The following is a 20,100-nucleotide window of genomic DNA, read 5'->3' on the forward strand; positions in this document are numbered from 1 at the left end:
CTTTAAATTAACTACCTGCCTGGCAATACCGGTATGATGTTAGAGATACTAAATATTTAATTTGTGTAGTCATGTTTGCGAATTTAGCCAATCCGGCACGTAGTTAACAATCTATCTTCTTTCATTTGTTTAAAAATAGAATTATAATTAAATTCAATTTGTAAATTGGGCTTAATGGAAGAACTTATAAACAGGATATTGCCGGCCGGCGATTCCCAACGTAAATGGGTTTCGGTGGGGCTGACTGTTCTTATTGCTGGATTGCTGACATGTTGGGGTATTTATGACAATGATAATTTTTGCCAGTATTATTCCGGCAATAGCTTTTGTCGAAAAGGATGATAAACTGATACTGACGTCGGTGGTGACCACTCTTGAAATTAACGCCGATCCAAAGCCAGTTTTTAAACAACTCTTGTAACAAATATGAAATGGTTTTTGATGGCCTTGCTAATTATCTCTTCCTCTGGGATACAAGGGCAGACGATAAAAAAGCTTATAGAAGTTTCTAACAGGGACTCCGTTCAATCAGGGCAAGGAATTATTTATGGACTTTTTATCCAACGACTTGGCTTTAGTAGTGGCGGTTTCCCGCAGGATATCCGTTTAATTAATTTCGATACAAAAGAAGTGTTTTCTTTCAGGGTTAAGCCAACTTTCAAATCTGCCAGGGAGAATATTTTTGTATACCATATTCCGGCCGGCTATTACGCAATTCTACATTATGTATGGACGCAAAGCAAGTGGTATGGAGGGAAAATGTTTACGGAGCCAATTTATAAAGGGATGGCATTTTCAGACATAAAACGAAAAGCTCAGGCTGGCCAGCAAACAGGGGGGGAATTGAAACAGTTTAAATTTTCAGTTCAACCCAATACAGTTAACTATGTAGGCACTTGGAATTTTGACAAAGAGATTGTTTCATTTAGTGACGGCAAAGCAAAACTTGATGAAGAGCTAAAAGTAAGGCATGCAATGCTTAATTTAAAGACAGCCGTTGTATCTATTCCAGATTAGACCAAAGTGGCATAGACATCAATTGATGCCAGCCTACTCCCTCACAAACAAATGCGGCTGCTCCAGTATCAGTTCATCATACTCCTTATACAGTTGCTTAACAAAGGCGTCCACGTCTTGTTCCCGCAGCTCATAAAGGGCAAAGTCCCATTTGTCCCGGCTAAAAGGTATATGGGTGAGAGGCTCGTCTGCATCGGGATTAATAGGGGTATCTTTAGGAAAGCCGATTACATCCAGGGCAATATCAAACAGGTCCAGTTGATCCAGCATATCTACCTGTACGCCGGCAAAGGCCAGAAGGTTGATCTGCTCCTGTATCTGCAGGTGTTTTTTAACAAGGCTTTTTACGATCGCATAATTCAACATAACAGTTCTTTTTTGGGTATCCTGTTAACCAGGCTAACCGCTCCCTCATGAAGCCAATACTTTTAGTGAATTTATGCTAAAAAAATTAGTTTTCCAAGCATTGCTAAACGCAGTAGGTTTTTTTGATCTCTTAAGAAATCAATTGTTTTTTCCTTTTTCCAGCCAGGTAACGGCGAACCGGTTCATCATATAATACCATGGCCAGGTAGGCTATCGCGAGTAAAAGGATCGTGCCGGCGGTAACGATAAGCGCCAGTTGTTCGGTGCCCGGCTTGTATTTGTTATAGTAATGCGCAAAGATCCAGATGGCTGCATAATGTGTCATATACAGCGGATAGGATATCTTTCCGCTGAACACACAAGTCTTTTTTAAGGCAGGCGACAAAGTGGCGCCCGCTCCTAAAGCAATCAGCAATGGAAAATAGAACAATACAACCAGTGATTCTACCAGCCAGTTCCATTTGAACCAGGGCATAACGAAAGCCATTGATAGCAATATGGCCAATCCAATAAAGCCCATCCTGTTTTTTATGATCCAGCCGGACCGGTACACCAGCAACCCGGCAGAAAAGGAATAGGCAATGCGGGCGCCGCCATCCCAGAAATTGGGTCCACCCCACCCGCCCATTAAGTTACCCACCCGGTAACCCACAAAGCAGATCAGGGCGCCACACAATATGGTGAGGATAAGCAATACGCGGCGGCTGATCCTGACTAAGATTAATGCGTATAATATATTGGCTACATATTCCCAGAATAAAGACCAGGCCGGTGCATTGAAGGTGAAATTATTAAGGTACCGTTCTTCCATGGCGGGGTATGGGATCAATAGTAACGAACATAGAAAAATGAGCAACACACTGCCTGCGCTATACAGGTGCTGATCTGCGCTGTAGGGGTCGAATAAAAAGCCCAGCAGGCCTAATACAGATCCTAAAATAACCAAAGGGTGCAGCCTGAGAAGCCGCGATTTGAAGAATTCTGTCCCGCCTATTTTTTTCATACGGTCATCATAGGCATAGCCTATTACAAAGCCCGACAGACAGAAAAAAAAGTCAACCGCTAAAAATCCATGCCCGATGAAATTTTTGCTGTAGTCGGTATACGCAATTTCCAAAAAATGGAAGATCACCACCGCTATGGCTGCAATGCCCCTTAAACCATCAAGAATATCGTAATGTTGTTTTGTTTTTAGAATTACTGTGCTTTGTTTTTCCATTCAATTTTTCTTTAATCACCTTTCGGTAGCAGTGTTGCCGTTCAGCCTTACTTTGATAAATATATATGAGCGTTGATATGCCGGATTCCGGTTGCCAAAATATGGATTTATTTTTATCAGCTATAGATTGGGCTGCACAGTTCTATGGCAGAAGGCGCGGGGCTCCCGGGTATTCTGAACTGCGCCTTATATACGGAAGTCGGTGCTAAATAGCGAAAGCTGTATTAGATCATATGTTGCCTGAAAGGAAAATATATGGATGGGGAATACGTTGGCTTAATCTGGTGTTAACCATTGTTTGTCGTGACTCGATAAATCAAATTTTAAGATGCCTCCGCGCATTCCTATGTAAGCGCAATTGTTTTTAAGAAGAATGGAAGTTGGATATAATCCCCGCCAAAAGCCATCTGATTCTATGGTGTTGATTTTACCTGTAGCATCAACTAATAGAAGGTCACTGCTCGTAATAATAATGAAATTATTTTCCCTATCTAAATCAATTCCGTCAGGTGCTGCTGGTAATGCTGCATAATTTACTGCTGACCACTTGTTGTCAATCTTTTTAATTTCAATCAGGCTTCCCTTTGATATATTAAGATGAGAGAGTCCTTCGATTGCATAAACCCTGTTTTCCCGTATTATAAATTGAACAATTTCATGGTCCGAGATTTCATATCGCCGTTTCCCGTTTTTTGAGAACCAGAATAAATTGCCGCCCCATTCTCCCCTATAAAACCCAACCAGGTAGCCATCATCAACTTCTATAACAGACCGCCTTCCATATAGTTTGTTTTTCTCGCTTTTTCTGGGAATGATATTAAAGGGTAGCTTTCCATTTAACATTTTACGGTCAGGTGTAGCAAAAATTTCACTATCCTCGAGAAAGATGGTCCAGTCTGTTGGGTTCCACCCGTACTTTTCCAAAGTGTCCGGCGCTGGAAGGGGGACGACTTTCCAGTTAGCTATGGGGAGCGCTTTCTTTTGGCTAAAGGCAAGTGATGAAACGGATAGCAGTATTAACAGATGCAATAATCTCATGAATATCCGCTTTATGTCAATATAAACGATAAACCATAACCAGCTAAACCAAAGGCAATTGCTATTGCTGTCATGGACATAGCTGTTTTTACTCCTAACAGTTTGGTGCTTTCCTTTGCATTTAAACCATTATTTGCTTTTAGCCTGATTGATAACCAAAAGCCGGCAGTTCCATCAAAGCATCCCAATAATCCATTTATTACAATGGCAGGTACTACTCCCGCTTCCCGGGAAGCAAAGTATCCAATAACTGCATATAACGCCAGGGAAAGAATGCCTAAATACCTGTAATCGAAACTAAACCGCCTGGAGGTAATGGCCCCAACCGTATCAATCAGTATAATAATGATCAACCCAATAGCCAGGTAAAAAAGGGAAGCAGAATAATTCATATAAATTTCTATAGGTATAAGGTTTATCTAAAGTATCTAAAAATCCAATTTAGCAGGAAAAAATTTCCAGAATATCATCTTTACAAGGGAAATATATCTGATTTCGTTGAATAAATAATTTTTAGCGGAAAAGAAGTGTTCAGGAAAATTGCGGGAAACAATTGCTTGTGCTTGTTTGTTGCTGTTTGGGGAGATATCAGTAAGCTTGATACTGTGGGTCCAAGGTGCTGTCTATTGTTGGACCGCAAAAATCTTATTTTTCATCTACAATCCTCCAACTTTTTAAGTTGATCCCTTACCTTACCACCCCCAAAAAGCAAAAACCGCACAAATCTTGCGATCTATGCGGCTTTAATTCTGTATCAGTTCTAAGTTGCGGACTGGACGGGACTCGAACCCGCGACCTCCGCCGTGACAGGGCGGCATTCTAACCAACTGAACTACCAATCCTCCTCGTAACTTCGCAGAACCGTGAGGTCTGTTCCGTTTTGGGATTGCAAAGATAGCGACAAAAACTCCAAACTTGCAAATCTTTTTTAAAAAAAATTTAGAGCTTTATCTTTACACCGTTCTTTAACCAATTTTAAATCTATTTATGCAATTCCTGGATTTCGAAAAACCTGTTGCAGACCTGTATGAGCAGTTGGAGAAGCTGAAAGAAAATGGCCAGAAGTCTGGTGTGGACGTTTCCGCCACGGTCAGGGAATATGAACAAAAGATCGTAGCTACCCGCCAGGATATCTATGACCACCTCACTAGCTGGCAGCGCGTACAGCTCAGCAGGCATCCCGACAGGCCTTATACCCTCGCTTATATCGAGCAAATGTGCACCAGCTTCCTCGAGTTGCACGGCGACAGGAATGTAAAGGACGATAAAGCCATGGTAGGCGGCTTCGCCGACCTTGACGGCGAAACCGTGATGTTCATCGGTCAGCAGAAAGGGGTCAACACCAAAATGCGCCAGATACGCAATTTCGGCATGGCCAATCCCGAAGGTTACCGCAAGGCCCTCCGCCTGATGAAGCTGGCGGAAAAGTTCAACAAACCGATCGTTACCCTCATAGATACTCCCGGCGCCTTTCCCGGCCTGGAAGCAGAAGAAAGGGGACAGGGCGAGGCCATCGCCCGCAATCTCTTTGAAATGGTAAAGCTGCGCGTACCCGTGATCTGCATCATCATCGGCGAAGGCGCCTCAGGTGGCGCGCTCGGCATCGGTATCGGCGACCGCGTGTTCATGCTGGAGAATAGCTGGTATACGGTGATCTCCCCGGAAAACTGCTCCACCATCCTCTGGCGTACCTGGAACTTCAAGGAAAAGGCTGCCGAAGAGCTGAAGCTCACCTCCGAGCACATGAGCCGCTTCGGACTCGTAGACGGGATCATCAAGGAACCGCTGGGCGGCGCCCACGTAAACCCCGAAGAAATGGCCGTGATCCTCAAGGCCAGGATCAAGGAAACACTGGCGGAGCTGAAGCAGATCGATCCCGATGTGCGCATAGAACAGCGCATCGACAAGTTCAGCCGCATGGGCTTTTACGACGAGCAGTAAAAAATATTTAAAGATACCGGGCCAAATGCTAATATTTGCAGACTTTTTTGGCTTATTAATACTTCATGGAACAGTTAAGAGGAACAGGTGTGGCGCTGGTTACACCGTTCAAAGCAGATGAAAGCATTGACTGGAATGCTTTGGAAAAATTGATTGATCATGTGATTAACGGCGGGGTCAATTACGTGGTGTCACTGGGCACCACTGGCGAAACACCTACCCTCTCCGCAGAGGAGAAGCTCGACCTGATAAAGTTCACCTTCGAAAAGGTAAAGCAGCGCGTGCCCGTCGTGGTAGGTATTGGCGACTACAATACCCGGGACGTGGTCAAGCGCCTGGAAACCTGCCCGCTGGACCAGGCCGCTGCGGTGCTCAGCGTAGCGCCCTATTACAGCAAACCCAGCCAGGAAGGCATTTTCCTGCATTATAAGGCCATTGCCGAAGCCTCTCCCAGGCCGGTCATCCTCTATAATGTGCCGGGCCGTACCGGCCGTAACATGACGGCGGCTACCACCCTGCGCCTGGCGCATGAAGTGGAGAACATCGTTGCCATGAAGGAAGCCAGCGGCGATATGGCGCAGTGCATGCAGATCATTAAGGACAAGCCGGACGGCTTCCTGGTGATCAGCGGCGACGATGCCATTGCCATGCCCCAGTTGGCCTGCGGTATGGACGGGGTGATATCCGTGGCGGCCAATTATTTTGCAGCCGACTTTGCCGCCATGGTGCAGGCAGCCATCGTGAACAACTTCCCTGCAGCACGTCAACTGCATTACAAGATGCTGGAAGCGTTTGACCTGATGTTCGCTGAAAATAATCCCGGCGGCATCAAGGCATTCCTGTCCCATGCCGGCATTGTAGAGAACGTTTTCCGCCTCCCGGTAACGCCGGTCAGCAAAGAGCTGGATGCCAAAATAAAAGCCTTTCTTGATAAGTATAAGTAACTGACGTGGTATGCCGTCCGCCTGCCTGCAGGTGGATGGCATGCCCTTTCTTCTCCCTGTTTCCCCATTATTTCCCTCTGTAAACAGTGATATTTTCCCGGTTAACTCCTGGTAAGGTCCTGGTGCGCCGCCATCAGATCAGGTAGGTAGCGCCCTCTACGGACAGTTCCGTGTTGGGAAACACCGGGCGGCATTCTTCCAGGAAGGGGGCCAGTTCCGTGTACTTGGAGGAAAAATGCCCGATCAGCAGGCGTTGGGCGCCCGCCCTGGCGGCCAGGGTGGCTGCCTGTACGGAGGTGCTGTGGTAGCGCTCCGCTGCCCGCTCCGCCAGGCCGTGCAGGTAAGTGGTCTCATGGTATACCAGGTCCGCTCCCTCCAGCCGGGGTACCAGGGACTCGTCATAGATAGTATCTGCGCAGTACACGTATTTTTTGCCTTTGGGCGGGGGCAGGGTTACCCAGTTGTTCTTCACCAGCAGCCCGTCTTTCCGTTGATAATCAGCCCCTTCCTGCAGGCGGGAGTAGAAGGCGGCGGGTATTTTATAGGCCTGTGCCTGTTCCGGGATGATCTTCCTTTTCTTCTTTTGCTGCTCAAACACGAAGCCGAAGCAGGGGATGCGGTGCTTTACCGGGAAAAAGCTCACCTCCAGGTCTTTTTCCTCCAGGATCACCCCCGCGGCTTCCCCGCGCAGGGCCACAAAATGAAGGGCGAATTTCAACTGGGTGGCGGCGCAGTCCAACTGCAACTGCAGGATCTGCTCCAACTCCGGTGGGGCGTAAACGGTCAGGGGCTCGGTACGGCCCAGCAGGCTCAGGCTGTTCAGCAGCCCTATCAGCCCGAAATAATGGTCCCCGTGCAGGTGGCTGATAAAAATATGCCGTATCCGGCTGCGCCGGATCTTGAAGCGCGTCATCTGTACCTGGGTGCCTTCCCCGCAGTCGATCATCAGGAGCTGGTCATAGGAAGTAACCACCTGGGAGGTGGGATGCCGTTCCGCCGTAGGGATAGCGGAATTATTGCCTAAAATGGTGACTGCAAACATGAAACGAAAATAACAAATTCCAAATCCCAAAATCCAGATACCAAACCGGTCGCCGTCACCTGGCTAAGCGGAACGGTTTCGTGTTATTGAGGCCTGCCTGCTTTTTGGAATTTGGGATCTGGATTTTGGAATTTCCCATATTATTCTCCAAGGAGTTCCCTTTCCAGGTCCTCCATCATTACAATGTCTATGGCTTCGGAGAGGGTAGGAGTAATGTTCAGCTCCGTATCATCGCCGGCTGCACGCAGTGCTTGTGTTAAAGTGTTGTTAAGACCGGTAATGGCGCAGGAGAGCTGGCTGTCATACTGTTGCCGGTACACTGTTAAAATGGCCTGTGCGCCGGACTGGTCCACGTTTTGCACCAATGCCAGGTCCAGTATAAGATTCCGGTTGCTCCGCTCCGGTAATGCAGTGATGGAAGCCTGGAAATCTTCTGACAAATTAGCATCCAACGTGGTGATTTCAGGTCGTAAAATCACAATTTTTTCTTTGGTATCAATTTTGAACCTCATCTGCCCGGATCTTGTTTTGTACATTTAGTGAATAAATCAGGGATACCCTGCAGAAATGCTGTAAGAGGCGGCAACTTTCCGATCGCTTTCTCCGTAAGTATTATCACAGCCTTTCCTGTTAACACGCCTTACAAAAGTAAATCTTATACTATTAACGTGTTAGAACAAAAGAATCAAAATTATTTGCTAATATTGTATAAGCAAGCCCCCGTAAGGGTTTTATTAATTTCAATAATCTCACAATGGACCAGAATTTTTCACCGCAAGTAAAGGAGATCATTTCATTTAGCAGGGAGGAGGCTTTACGCTTGGGAAATGATTTCATAGGCACAGAACACCTGCTGCTGGGTATTATTCGTGAGGGTGAAGGCACCGCAGTAAAAATTCTGCAGGCGTTGAACGTGGACCTCTATGAATTGCGCAAAGAGGTTGAGTTGGCCGTAAAAGACAAGACCGGAAAGAATATAGCCAATATCAATAGTCTTCCACTTACAAGGCAGGCAGAAAAAGTCATCAGGGTCACCGTACTCGAGGCAAAGGCGCTGAAAAGCCCTACCGTGGAAACGGAGCACCTGATGCTGTCTATCCTCAAGAATAAAGAAAACGTTTGTACACAAATCTTACAACAGTTTGACGTGGACTACGATACTTTTAAAAACGAATTGGGCTTTGTAAAGTCCGCAGATCCCAAAGCCGAGTTTGATGATCCGGGAGAAGAAGAATTTGAGGACGAAAGGAAAAGCTTTGCTTCCAAAAGCAAGCAGACCAATACCAAGTCCAAAACCCCCGTGTTGGATAACTTCGGAAGGGACATTACCAAGCTGGCCGAGAGTGGCAGCTTAGATCCGATTGTTGGCCGCGAGCAGGAGATTGAAAGGGTATCCCAGATACTCTCCCGCCGCAAAAAGAACAACCCGATCCTGATCGGCGAGCCCGGTGTGGGTAAAACCGCCATCGTGGAAGGCCTGGCCCTGCGCATCGTACAGCGCAAGGTATCCCGCGTATTGTTCGACAAACGCGTGGTAAGCCTGGACCTCGCCGCACTGGTGGCCGGTACCAAGTACCGTGGCCAGTTCGAGGAAAGGATGAAGGCCATCATGAACGAGCTGGAAAAGAACCGCGACGTGATCCTGTTTATTGACGAGATCCACACCATCGTGGGTGCTGGCGGCGCTTCAGGTTCCCTGGACGCTTCCAACATATTCAAACCGGCCCTGGCCCGCGGCGAGCTGCAATGCATTGGTGCTTCCACCCTCGACGAGTACCGCATGTACATCGAGAAGGATGGCGCGCTGGACCGCCGTTTCCAGAAAGTGATGGTAGATCCCCCCACTGTGGAAGAAACCATACAGATACTCAACAATATCAAACCCAGGTATGAAGAGTATCACAATGTGAGCTACGCAGAAGAGGCGATTGATGCATGTGTGAAACTGAGCGACCGCTACATGACAGACCGCCTGTTGCCGGACAAGGCCATAGACGTGCTGGATGAAGTAGGCGCCCGCGTGCACCTCAAGAATATCAATGTACCGCAGAACATCCTCGACCTGGAAAAACAGATAGAGGATATCAAGCAGGAAAAAAATAAGGTCGTGAAAAGCCAGCGCTTTGAAGAAGCCGCGGCGCTCCGCGATACCGAAAAGAAGCTGGGCGAGGACCTGGAACGCGCCAAAGCCGTTTGGGAAGAAGAAGTGAAGCACAAACGCTACCCGATCGATGAAGAAGCCATCGCCGAAGTAGTGAGCATGATGACCGGCATTCCCGTAAAGCGCATGGTGCAGGCCGAATCCGAAAAGCTGCGCCGCATGGGCGAAGACCTGAAAGGCGCCGTAGTAGGACAGGACGAGGCCATCTCCAAGGTGACCAAAGCCATACAGCGTAACAGGGTAGGGTTGAAAGACCCGAAGAAGCCCATCGGTACCTTCATCTTCCTGGGCCCCACCGGTGTGGGTAAAACAGAGCTGGCAAAAGCCCTGGCCCGCTACATGTTCGATTCCGAAGATTCCCTGATCCGCATAGACATGAGCGAATACATGGAGAAATTCTCCGTAAGCCGCCTGATCGGTGCGCCTCCGGGATACGTGGGATATGAAGAAGGCGGCCAGCTCACGGAAAAAGTACGCCGCAAACCGTACTCCGTGATCCTGCTGGACGAGATCGAAAAAGCCCACCCGGACATCTATAACATCCTGCTCCAGGTGCTGGATGATGGTATACTCACCGATGGCCTGGGCCGCAAGGTGGATTTCAAGAACACGCTGATCATCATGACCTCCAACATCGGGGTGCGCCAACTGAAAGATTTTGGTGCAGGCGTAGGCTTTACCACCGGTGCAAAGGCTATGAACGAAGAGGACAATACCAAAGCCGTGATCGAAAAATCACTGAAGCGGACCTTCTCCCCTGAGTTCCTGAACCGTATAGACGATGTGGTGATATTCAACTCCCTCACGAAAGAGCATATCTACGTGATCATCGATATCACCATGAAGAGCGTGCTGAAACGCCTGAACAACCTGGGCTTCAGCCTGGAACTGACAGACGAGGCCAAAGGCTTCCTGGCGGAGAAAGGTTACGACCAGCAGTTCGGCGCAAGGCCCCTGCACAGGGCGATCCAGAAATACCTGGAAGATCCGCTGGCGGAAGAGATCCTGAATATGAATATCCATAACGGAGACATCCTGGTAGCCGACCTGGACAAGGAGAACCAGAAGCTGATATTCACGATCAGGAATCAGCCCAAAAGCAACAAATCCGAAAAATCGGAAGCATAAGTAAGTACATCATACTTCATACATCGTATTTTAAAGAGTCCCGGCCGTATATTACAGCCGGGACTTACTTTTTTTAGTAGTGTCCACCAGAAGGGTATAACATGAATGTGTTAGCATTCCGGGCGCAGCTCCCTGCCATTACAGGCGGTCAAAAGCCTGATCTGGTCTCAAAATCAGTCACTTCACCCATTTACCCTGTTCTATCTGCCGGTTAACACATATAATATATACGGTTACAAAAAGCGGGGTACTTACTTAAAATAGTACCATAGTACCATTTTTTCTGCTAATTAAATGTATCATTTTTGCGATATGATAATTATTGTATATATCAATTAATTTATTGGTGTATATGATGTATAACTCCTGTACAGCCGCCTGCACAAGAGGGTACCTATGCCTGCATGATATCTGCAGCACCGAATACAACTACCTTGGGGGGACAAACAGTGAAACAATACCGGCATATGTGCTTTATGCGCGCCTGCTTTGTATTGGCTTATCCCAAACATGCATGACAGAACAATAATCTATTGGAGTAAATAATTTATTAGACTGATAACTATCCTTATACCATGAACAAATGTTTACGCATTGCAGCGAAGCTGCTGCTGGCCGGCTGTCTGGCCTTATGCTCCGTAACCTTGAAAGCCCAGCTTAAAGTGGGTAACAATCCAACCAATATACAGCGATCTGCTGTACTGGAACTGGAATCCGACCGGCAGGGCCTCTTGCTGCCCCGCCTTACAGACACTGTAGCGATCAATGCAATTACCCCGGCTCCCCCGGATGGTATGATCATCTACCTGTCCCTGGCGCCCAACAATGGCCTGTACGTAAGAAGGGGCGGCCACTGGGAAAGGCTGGCCAATGCGGCCGCTGCTGCAAGCAACTGGGGCCTGACCGGCAACGATGGTACCAATCCGACAAATAATTTTATCGGTACCAGCGACAACGCAGCCCTGTCTATCCGCGCTAATAACATGGAAGCCATTCATGTCACCACCGCGGGTAACGTGGAGCTGAAGCAGGTGAACACCGGCGCAGCCACCGACCTGGAAGTGCTGGTGCTGGGCGCGGGCGGCTCTGTAATGCGCCGTACCATGTCCGCCGCCGCCTTTACCAACGCCATTTCCGAAGTGAATGGATTAACGGCTGCCACCCAGACTTTTGCTACGGGCACCGCCGGTAATGATTTCAACATCACTTCCGCCGGCAGCACGCACACCTTTAATGTACCGGTGCAGGATGGTACCAAAACCAACGGTTTATTAACGCAGGCCGACTGGGATAGGATCAACAATGCCCAGAAGGAGATCGTGATCGGCACCTTCGATATTACCCCCGTAGCTACCGGCCTGTCACTTGATAACACTGGCGCACAGGGTTCCCTGGTGCTGCATGCAGCAGACGCCACCAACCCGGGCGCCGTATCTACCGGCGCACAGACCTTCGGTGGCGCCAAAACCTTCCAGGATGACCTGGTAGCCGGTAACAACCTGGCTGTAACCAATAACCTGAACGTATCCGGCGCTGCCACGCTGGACGGTACCTTCACCATCACCAACGCGCTGACCGATGCAGCCACTGCTGAGAATGATGTACTGATCCGCACTGCTACCGGCGAGGTGCTGAAGAAAACACTGAACCCCGCTGCTTTTGAAGGCGCTATACAGCACCTGGGCGGGCAAACAGGCCCTGATATTAGCCTGGAAACAGGCACCACCGGCACGGATGTAAACTGGGACAGCACCACCACTGCCAATGTCATTACCCTGAATATACCGGATGCTGCCGTAGGCGCCCGCGGTGCCGTAACTACCGGGGAGCAGGCTTTTGCCGGCGCCAAGGAATACAGGGACTCCGTAATGGTAGGCGGCGTGGCAAAGCCTAACTCTACCCTGCAGGTAGAAGGTTCCCTGGCCATGGCCATTACCACCGTGAACACCGACTATGCCATGACGGTAGCAGATAATACCGTGCTGGTAAATCCTGCCGCACCGGTAACCATCACCCTGCCCGCTGCTGCCGGTATCCGGGGCCGTATCTACACCATCAAGAAAATTGGCGGTGGCCTGGACAATGCGGTTACTATTGTGCCCGCTGCCGGCCAGATCGAAGGTGGCGCCAGCTACCCCATCTACAACGATTGGACCTTTGTAACACTGCAAACGGATGGTACCAACTGGTATATCATCAAGAAATAAAAGAGTGCTTTGACAGTTACGCAGGGATGGCATGCAGCCATTCTTGCGTAACAACTTTTACGATCTGTGTCCCGTAACCTGACTTATCCATATATCCTGTGATGAATATAAAGCTACCCATCCGTATTTGTATGCTCGCTGTGCTGCTGGCAGGTATGTCAGCAGCGTTGCAGGCGCAGCAGCTAAAGCTGGGTAACAATCCCACCGTGATCCAGAAATCCGCCCTGCTTGAACTGGAAAGCACCACGCAGGGATTATTATTAACGCGTATCAGCGATACCAGCGCTACCTCGCCCATTTCGGCCGCTGCAGACGGCACCATCATCTATTTTACGCCCGACAGCAGCCTCCGGGTACGAGCCGGGGGGAAATGGGTGAAAGTGAATACGGGCACCGGCAACGGCACGGTCACACTAGGTGGTGATCTGAGCGGTACCGGCACCGGCACCGTGCCCGCTACCATCAATAACCAGGCGGTTACTTTTGCCAAGCTGCAGAACATCAATTCGCAAAGGCTGCTGGGCAGGTACAGCGCCGGCAACGGCAGTGCAGAGGAACTGTCCCTGAACAGTTCTTTAAAATTGAATGCTTCCGGCATACTGTATGCGGATAGCGCCCTGCCTGTCTGGAACGCTTCCAGGGTGCAGGGCCGGAGCATACTGGACTCCGTGCCTGCTGACGGCGACGTGTTGAAATGGAGCCCTTCCAGGGGCCTGTGGCTGCCCGCTCCGGATATTGACGGCGGCGCATCCTATGGCACACTTGCTACCAATGACATCCGTAATGCAGATGCGCCCGATCCCAAATACAGGATGAAGATCTGGGCCGGCCCTGCCAGCGGTACGGTGCAGAACGGCCCGCTCAATACTTCTGCTCATGCGTGGAGCGTGCTGGCGTTTCAAAACGGTACTTACACCACGCAGCTTTATTTCGACAAGAATAACCTGGCATTAAGGGAATGGAACGGCAACACCGCCCCGCTGACGCCTGATGCCGGCAATCCCTGGTACAAGGTGGTGACTACGCATGGTGACAATGCTTTTACAGACGGCGGGCTCATTTTCGCTGGTAAAACTTCCGATGCCAATACCGAAGTAAGGCAGGATGCTGCCAATCTTTTCTGGGACAATACCAACAAGCGCCTGGGCATAGGCGTCAACACGCCAAACAACAAACTGGAGATAGGCGGCACGGTTGCGGCATCGGGCTTGTCCGGGCTGCGGCTGAGAGACCTGGGAACCGCCACCCCGCAAACCTCCGGCAGCAAAGTACTGTCCATTAACAATGACGGGGACGTGATCGTAATGGCCAATGCGGCGGCCAACAACTGGCTGATCACCGGTAATGCGAACGTAGATGCCAGTACCCAGTTCCTGGGCACGATCGACGACCGGAAAATGGTGATCAGGTCCAACAACCAGCCCTACCTGGAATTTGGCCGCAGGCAAACCCTGGGCCTCACGCAGAACTACCCCGACTATACGGACGATAATGAAAAAGTGACCTTGCTGAGCTCCGCCCTGCAGTTTGACGTGCCGGCCACCGTACAGTTCTACAAACCAAAAATGTTCACGGATGCCAATGGGAACTTCCGTCTCAAAGGCGCCTCCGCCGGCACCGACTTTTTTGAGCTGGGCGCTGCCGGCGCCAATAACAATGGCAGCCTGGAGTTTGTAATAGGCGATGATGGTGATGAGCCGATCGTTTTCAAGAGCTATTATTATGGCGATGGATCATTTACAGAATTCATGCGCATGCAGAGCGGCAAGGTAGGTGTTAACGTGGCAGGAGCTACGCCTAACAGCACCTTGCAGGTGGCGGGCTCCTTGTCTCTGCCCATCCGGACAACGAACAGCAACTATGCAGCTACCGCCAATGATTACACGATCATCTGCACTAACAACGGCGGAACTGTTACCATCACCTTACCGGACGCCGCCACCTGCGAAGGCCGTATCTATATTGTAAAAAGGTCCAACGGCACTGCAAGGGTGAACGCTACCGGCTCAACGGTGGAAGGCAGCAGCGGTGGCTACCACACTATCAGCAACCAGGGCCGTGCTATGAAGTTCCAGTCAGACGGTGTTAACACCTGGTATATTATCTCTGACAACTATTAAAGAATGGTTTAGCATTTAAATTGTTGACACTGAAACGGCTCATCTATATATTAATTCTCATACTGCAGGCGTATGGCCTGTCTGCCCAGCAAGGTACCTACATCCCTCCCGACGGGCAGGCCTGGATATTCGGCAATGCCCCGGTGGCCCTGTTCGGCAACATGCAACAGGACGGGATGCTGGGCTCCAGCCCTAACGCCCTGCTGTATTTCCTGGGTCAGCGCTGGACAAACGGCAACGCTGCTTCGCTGCCGGATGAAAGCGCCGACGGCAGCAGCGGTACCGGTGGCATGTTCCGCTTTTCTTCCAACAATACATTATACGGCAATACAGGCCAGCAGCGCGTATTTGGCGCCTACAGCATTGCAGGCGGCGCCGGCGCCAGCTTCCCCAACCTGGAGCTAAGCAATCCCGCCGGCCTGCTCCTGGAAGACCTCAGCGACCTCAAAGTGCGCAATACCCTGCAGTTCAGTAGGGGGCACATTTACCTGAACGGCTGGAACCTGCAGGTAGGGCATAATGGCCCCGGCACTATTACCGGTTACAGCGATCAGCGTTTTGTAGTGACCGGAACAACTATGGCAGGCGGCTTCCTCTATCGCGCCGGGCTTACGGCGGCGGCTGGCAGGGTGGTATTCCCCATCGGTACAGCCGCTGGTAGCTATGCCCCCGCCGCCATTGAATACCACGGCGCCGCAGACAGGTTCAGGGCCCGCGTGTTTGACAACATCTACCGGAACGCCACCAGCGGCGCCCCCATGCAGGATAGCTTCATCATCAAAACATGGAATATCGGTCATGAGCAGCCCGGTGCCGCACAAACGGACGTGATCCTCCAGCATATGAATGCAACGGAAATGCCCGTTTATGCCACTTACCGCGACAGCAGCTACATAAACCGCTATGCAGGCAGCGCCTGGGACCACCTGCCCCTGCTGCCTTTCCTGCCGCAGAACGGTAATCTCACCACCCAGGCGATGAGCGAGCCCGCTACCATGCACCTGCGTCGCTTTGCCGCCCTGGGGCCGGACGAGTATTTCTCCAAAACCGTGGTGCTGCCTGTGCTGCAGCCCCCGGCAGATTTCATGCTGTTTGATGCCTGGCGTGTTGCATATAACCAGGTGCACCTGGAATGGGCCACCCGCAGGGAAGTCAATAACCGGTGGTTTGAAATTGAGCGCAGGTTTGAAGAAGATACCGGCTTTACCACGATCGCGACCGTACCGACCAAGGCGCCCGGTGGTAACAGCAGTTTCCGGCTGGACTATACTTTCCCCGATCCTAACAGCTACGACGGCTGGACCTACTACCGCATAAAAGCGGTGTCCTACAGCGGGCAGGTAGCGTATACCGGCATCAAGGCCGTGCCGCCCCTCATCCAGGTGGACGTATACCCGAATCCCAACCTGGGGCAGTTCAAAGTGGGCATCCGCGGCATCCGCACACCTATGGTGCTGCAGTTGCTGAACACCTGGGGGCAGGAGCTGCGCCGCTACGAGGTGCAGGTGGAAGGCGATGTACAGGTAAGGGAGCTGCCCGCCGGCGTTTATTTCCTGGTGCTGTATCACAAGGCTACGCAGGTAGTAGCTTACCGGTATAAGGTAGTAGTGCTCGGACAACAATAAAGTAAAAAATAAAAAAATGAAGGCAGGCTTTCGCAGGAAAGCGCTGCCTTTATTATGCAACACCGCAATCACCTGCGTTTTAATTTTTTCTTTTTTATTTTTTACTTTTGTGTAAATAACATGGCTTTGAAGAAGATCATTATCACGATAGACGGCTACTCTTCCTGCGGAAAGAGCACCCTGGCGAAACAACTGGCCCGGGAGCTGGATTACGTGTATATTGACAGCGGAGCCATGTACCGGGCTATTACCCTGTACTTCCTGCAAAACCGCGTGGACTGGACAGACGTTGCGGCTGTAAAGGCCGCCCTGGCCGACATTCACCTGGAGTTTGTGCCAAATGCAGATAAAACGCAGTCTGACATTTACCTGAACGGGGAAAATGTAGAGCTGCCGATCCGTGACATGCTGGTGGCGGACAAGGTAAGCGAGGTAGCCGCTATCCGCGAAGTGCGGGAGTTTGCCGTGGCCCGGCAGCAGCAAATGGGAGAGCGGAAGGGCATCGTGATGGACGGGCGCGATATTGGCACCACTGTTTTTCCCCATGCAGAACTGAAAATATTCATGACCGCCGATACCGCCGTACGGGTGGAGCGCCGGTTCAAGGAGCTGTACGCCCGGAACAAGAATATTACCATCCAGGAAGTAAAAGAGAACCTGGAGCTGCGGGATTTCATTGATTCCAACCGCGAGATCAGTCCCCTGCGCAAAGCAGAGGATGCTATCATATTGGATAACAGTGAATTAAGTATGGACGACCAGCTCAGGCTCGCCCTCCAGTGGGTAGACGATGTGTTGCTGGTGCAGTCCTCCTGAAATAATATATTTCCGTTTTAGAGAAAGGTTTTATACATTTGTTTTGAATCCGTGAACCTGCGGAAACCTCAGAAATAATTTGCCACATCCTTAGAATTTCCTGCATTATAATTTTTTTTCCACCTTATCCATATGTAAAAACTATGCTTGGTCTTATTGGCAGCGCCATAAGTGCTTGCCTGTGTGGAGCATGGTAGAATACTATTAACCGTATAGAGCATTTGTATATAAAACATAACGCCGGACAGGTTGCCAGGACGGCGTTCATAAACTTAATGTGGAATAGGATTGGTTTACCGGTCTTATTTCATGTTTTCAGTAGGTGTATTCGGTTAATAGGAAGAAGGGGCGAATTCTTTCGCCCTTTCGCTTTTTTAATTAATAATGAATAATTAAGAATTAACAATACCCTAGCGTTTATGTTTCTTTGAAACACAGGCATTACGATTATTAATTATTAATTCTTAATTATTAATTATTGTAAATTGTGAAAGTTCTATCATCCTGACTGATGTTCAGCAAAGGTGTATGTTTTTTATTTATTTTGACCTTACGGGCAATCGGAAGTGCACAGGGGCAGGACGACTCGCTGCTGGTGCGTCGTACGCTGGACTCCGCCACCCGGCTGCCGGATGATACCAATAAAGTAAAATGGTTCATTGAAAAGGGGAGGGCGACCGCAGACTATTTTGACGCCAGGAAAGAGGAGAACGACTTTTTCCAGGAGGCGATCACTTTGGGGCAACGGCTGAAATATGCAAGGGGACTGGCGAACGTATACAATGAAATAGGCACCTCCAAAAGAAACAAGTCGCAATACATACTGGCGGCAGATTACCACGAAAAGGCCATCAAATTCGCAGAGGAAACAAAGGATGACCGGCTCATTAGCATCTCATTGAATAATGCCGGGGTGGACAACCGTCGCATGGACCAGTTGCAGAAGGCGTTCGACTTTCATTTCAGGGCCCTTCGCGCCGCTGAAAAGGCCAACGATGTACGCAGCATCTGCGTAGCTATCAACAGTATCGGTAATATTGAGCTGTCCACGGAAAAATACACGGACGCCATCGGCCATTTTACCAAGGCATTGACGCTGGAGGAAAAGAATAACAACGACCTGGGGGTGGCCATTAACCTGGGTAATATCGGTTATGCCTACCAGGGCCTGGGCAAAACGGACCTGGCCATTGAGTTCTACAAGCGGTCCCTGGCGGTGAATCAGCGATTGAAGAATAATACGGGCATGGCTATATGTTATAATTCGCTGGGCGCCGCTTACCAGGAGAAAAAGGATTATACCCGGGCCATGGACGCCCTGCAGAAGGCACTGGAAGTGAATGATAAGGTGGACGACAAGGTGCACATGGCGGAAAGCTACCTGAATATCGGGAAGTTGCTTAGCCGCCAGGGCAAACATGAAGAGGCCCGCAAATACATACAGCAATCCTTAGACCTCAGCCTTTACTGGGGCTTCAGGTACATGTTGATGGAAGGATACAAGGCCCTGTCCGCAGATTATAAGGCCAGCGGGGATTTCAGGCGCTCGCTGGATGCGCTGGATAAATCGCTGGCATATAAGGACAGCATCCTGGATGAAAGCACCGCCATGGTGCTGGCCCAGACCCGCGCTATCTATGAAGTGGACCGGAAAGATAACCAGATCAGGCTGCTGGAGCATGATAAGGAACTGGGCGAGCTGCGTACCAGGCGCAACATCGTATACATGTTCTCCACCGCCGGTTTTTTGCTGATGCTGGCCGTAGGCGGGTTTTTCTATATCCGTCACCGTAACCTGGAGGCCAACCGGCATACCCTGCAGTTGGAGCTGCGTTCGCTGCGCGCGCAGATGAACCCGCACTTTATCTTTAATTCGCTCAGCTCCATTCACCGGTTCATATGGAGCAACAACCAGGAGGAAGCCTCGGACTACCTCACCAAGTTTTCGCGGCTGATGCGGATGATACTGGACAATACTCAGTATACCTTCATTTCGCTGAACAAGGAGGTGGAATCACTGCGGCTTTACCTGGACCTGGAGCAACTGCGCTGCAACAATGTGTTTGAATACCACATCCGGGTGGCAGACGATATCCATGACGAAGAGGTGATGATACCGCCCATGATCATTCAGCCGTATGTGGAGAACGCCATCTGGCACGGGCTGGTGCATAAATCCGGCAAAGGCGTGCTGGATATCAGCATGTCGCTGAAGGGCCGCACACTGGTGTGCGTGGTAACGGACAACGGGATAGGCCGCAAACGGGCCATGGAAATAAAGGAGAAGAAAGGAGAGACCCACCGTTCCATGGGAATGAAAGTAACCGAGGGGCGGATAAACCTGATCCGCAAGATCAATAACAGCCGGGACACAAGCGTGATCATAAGAGACCTCGAGGACGAAAACGGTAACCCTGCCGGTACGCAGGTGGTGCTAACCTTACCGGTAGAGCTTATTTTTTAACAGCGATCAATA

15 protein-coding genes and 1 tRNA gene are annotated in these 20,100 nt (G+C 50.0%); 9 read left to right on the plus strand and 7 right to left on the minus strand.

Going from position 1 to position 20,100, the window contains the following annotated elements; translation table 11 throughout:
* The first annotated feature begins 426 nt into the window (after nucleotides 1–426).
* Entirely contained in the window at nucleotides 427–1,017 is a 591-nt protein-coding gene (locus LX66_RS27615; protein WP_145719562.1) for a hypothetical protein, read from the plus strand.
* A gap of 33 nt (nucleotides 1,018–1,050) precedes the next feature.
* Here LX66_RS27615 and LX66_RS27620 read toward each other — a convergent pair whose 3' ends face one another.
* The 5 genes from LX66_RS27620 to LX66_RS27640 form a co-directional block, all read right to left on the minus strand.
* On the minus strand, nucleotides 1,051–1,383 hold the full coding sequence (locus tag LX66_RS27620; RefSeq protein WP_145719564.1) for a hypothetical protein: 333 nt from the start codon (nucleotides 1,381–1,383) through the stop codon (nucleotides 1,051–1,053).
* Nucleotides 1,384–1,513: 130 nt separating this feature from the next.
* The gene (locus LX66_RS27625) at nucleotides 1,514–2,602 is read right to left on the minus strand and encodes an acyltransferase family protein (protein WP_145719566.1); all 1,089 of its coding nucleotides are present in this window, start codon (nucleotides 2,600–2,602) and stop codon (nucleotides 1,514–1,516) included.
* A gap of 276 nt (nucleotides 2,603–2,878) precedes the next feature.
* Nucleotides 2,879–3,640, minus strand: coding sequence for a hypothetical protein (locus LX66_RS27630; protein ID WP_145719567.1), 762 nt, complete (start codon nucleotides 3,638–3,640; stop codon nucleotides 2,879–2,881).
* Nucleotides 3,641–3,651: 11 nt separating this feature from the next.
* On the minus strand, nucleotides 3,652–4,032 hold the full coding sequence (locus tag LX66_RS27635) for a hypothetical protein (protein WP_145719569.1): 381 nt from the start codon (nucleotides 4,030–4,032) through the stop codon (nucleotides 3,652–3,654).
* 376 nt (nucleotides 4,033–4,408) lie between these two features.
* Nucleotides 4,409–4,482 (minus strand) — tRNA-Asp (locus tag LX66_RS27640).
* A 145-nt stretch (nucleotides 4,483–4,627) separates the two neighbouring features.
* Between LX66_RS27640 and LX66_RS27645 the strand changes: the two genes are divergently transcribed.
* Together LX66_RS27645 and dapA are read left to right on the plus strand one after the other, a co-directional pair.
* Nucleotides 4,628–5,581: an acetyl-CoA carboxylase carboxyltransferase subunit alpha gene (locus tag LX66_RS27645; protein WP_145719570.1), complete on the plus strand. Its 954-nt coding sequence runs from the start codon at nucleotides 4,628–4,630 to the stop codon at nucleotides 5,579–5,581.
* A gap of 65 nt (nucleotides 5,582–5,646) precedes the next feature.
* Nucleotides 5,647–6,525 carry a 4-hydroxy-tetrahydrodipicolinate synthase gene (gene dapA / locus LX66_RS27650; protein ID WP_145719572.1) on the plus strand — a complete coding sequence of 293 codons (879 nt, stop codon included), beginning with the start codon at nucleotides 5,647–5,649 and terminating at the stop codon, nucleotides 6,523–6,525.
* A gap of 133 nt (nucleotides 6,526–6,658) precedes the next feature.
* Here the strand turns inward: dapA and LX66_RS27655 are convergent, their stop codons facing one another.
* Both LX66_RS27655 and LX66_RS27660 read right to left on the minus strand, forming a co-directional pair.
* Nucleotides 6,659–7,567 (minus strand): ribonuclease Z, encoded by a 909-nt coding sequence (locus LX66_RS27655; RefSeq protein ID WP_145719574.1) that lies wholly within the window; start codon nucleotides 7,565–7,567, stop codon nucleotides 6,659–6,661.
* A gap of 140 nt (nucleotides 7,568–7,707) precedes the next feature.
* Nucleotides 7,708–8,103, minus strand: a complete 396-nt coding sequence (locus tag LX66_RS27660; RefSeq protein ID WP_145719575.1) for an STAS domain-containing protein — start codon at nucleotides 8,101–8,103, stop codon at nucleotides 7,708–7,710.
* A 218-nt stretch (nucleotides 8,104–8,321) separates the two neighbouring features.
* Here LX66_RS27660 and LX66_RS27665 point away from each other — a divergent pair, with 218 nt between their 5' ends.
* From LX66_RS27665 to LX66_RS27690, 6 genes are all read left to right on the plus strand, one after another.
* Nucleotides 8,322–10,856 (plus strand): ATP-dependent Clp protease ATP-binding subunit, encoded by a 2,535-nt coding sequence (locus LX66_RS27665; RefSeq protein ID WP_145719577.1) that lies wholly within the window; start codon nucleotides 8,322–8,324, stop codon nucleotides 10,854–10,856.
* 575 nt (nucleotides 10,857–11,431) lie between these two features.
* Nucleotides 11,432–13,063 carry an autotransporter outer membrane beta-barrel domain-containing protein gene (locus LX66_RS27670; protein WP_145719579.1) on the plus strand — a complete coding sequence of 544 codons (1,632 nt, stop codon included), beginning with the start codon at nucleotides 11,432–11,434 and terminating at the stop codon, nucleotides 13,061–13,063.
* 131 nt (nucleotides 13,064–13,194) lie between these two features.
* On the plus strand, nucleotides 13,195–15,183 hold the full coding sequence (locus tag LX66_RS27675; protein WP_158642785.1) for a hypothetical protein: 1,989 nt from the start codon (nucleotides 13,195–13,197) through the stop codon (nucleotides 15,181–15,183).
* A 20-nt stretch (nucleotides 15,184–15,203) separates the two neighbouring features.
* Nucleotides 15,204–16,808, plus strand: a complete 1,605-nt coding sequence (locus LX66_RS27680) for a T9SS type A sorting domain-containing protein (protein ID WP_145719583.1) — start codon at nucleotides 15,204–15,206, stop codon at nucleotides 16,806–16,808.
* Nucleotides 16,809–16,928: 120 nt separating this feature from the next.
* Complete coding sequence (cmk, locus tag LX66_RS27685) at nucleotides 16,929–17,624, plus strand: (d)CMP kinase (protein WP_170232435.1); 696 nt, start codon at nucleotides 16,929–16,931, stop codon at nucleotides 17,622–17,624.
* 544 nt (nucleotides 17,625–18,168) lie between these two features.
* The gene (locus LX66_RS27690; RefSeq protein ID WP_158642786.1) at nucleotides 18,169–20,088 is read left to right on the plus strand and encodes a tetratricopeptide repeat protein; all 1,920 of its coding nucleotides are present in this window, start codon (nucleotides 18,169–18,171) and stop codon (nucleotides 20,086–20,088) included.
* Nucleotides 20,089–20,100 lie beyond the last annotated feature (12 nt).

The organism is Chitinophaga japonensis (genome assembly GCF_007830125.1).
GTDB classification, from domain to species: domain Bacteria; phylum Bacteroidota; class Bacteroidia; order Chitinophagales; family Chitinophagaceae; genus Chitinophaga; species Chitinophaga japonensis.

What these genes read in the sequence shown, in the direction of transcription:
- LX66_RS27615 (WP_145719562.1), top strand. Translation starts at nt 427, where the DNA reads ATGAAATGGTTTTTGATGGCCTTGCTAATTATCTCTTCCTCTGGGATA.
- LX66_RS27620 (WP_145719564.1), bottom strand. Translation starts at nt 1,383, where the DNA reads ATGTTGAATTATGCGATCGTAAAAAGCCTTGTTAAAAAACACCTGCAG.
- LX66_RS27625 (WP_145719566.1), bottom strand. Translation starts at nt 2,602, where the DNA reads ATGGAAAAACAAAGCACAGTAATTCTAAAAACAAAACAACATTACGAT.
- LX66_RS27630 (WP_145719567.1), bottom strand. Translation starts at nt 3,640, where the DNA reads ATGAGATTATTGCATCTGTTAATACTGCTATCCGTTTCATCACTTGCC.
- LX66_RS27635 (WP_145719569.1), bottom strand. Translation starts at nt 4,032, where the DNA reads ATGAATTATTCTGCTTCCCTTTTTTACCTGGCTATTGGGTTGATCATT.
- LX66_RS27645 (WP_145719570.1), top strand. Translation starts at nt 4,628, where the DNA reads ATGCAATTCCTGGATTTCGAAAAACCTGTTGCAGACCTGTATGAGCAG.
- dapA (WP_145719572.1), top strand. Translation starts at nt 5,647, where the DNA reads ATGGAACAGTTAAGAGGAACAGGTGTGGCGCTGGTTACACCGTTCAAA.
- LX66_RS27655 (WP_145719574.1), bottom strand. Translation starts at nt 7,567, where the DNA reads ATGTTTGCAGTCACCATTTTAGGCAATAATTCCGCTATCCCTACGGCG.
- LX66_RS27660 (WP_145719575.1), bottom strand. Translation starts at nt 8,103, where the DNA reads ATGTACAAAACAAGATCCGGGCAGATGAGGTTCAAAATTGATACCAAA.
- LX66_RS27665 (WP_145719577.1), top strand. Translation starts at nt 8,322, where the DNA reads ATGGACCAGAATTTTTCACCGCAAGTAAAGGAGATCATTTCATTTAGC.
- LX66_RS27670 (WP_145719579.1), top strand. Translation starts at nt 11,432, where the DNA reads ATGAACAAATGTTTACGCATTGCAGCGAAGCTGCTGCTGGCCGGCTGT.
- LX66_RS27675 (WP_158642785.1), top strand. Translation starts at nt 13,195, where the DNA reads ATGCTCGCTGTGCTGCTGGCAGGTATGTCAGCAGCGTTGCAGGCGCAG.
- cmk (WP_170232435.1), top strand. Translation starts at nt 16,929, where the DNA reads ATGGCTTTGAAGAAGATCATTATCACGATAGACGGCTACTCTTCCTGC.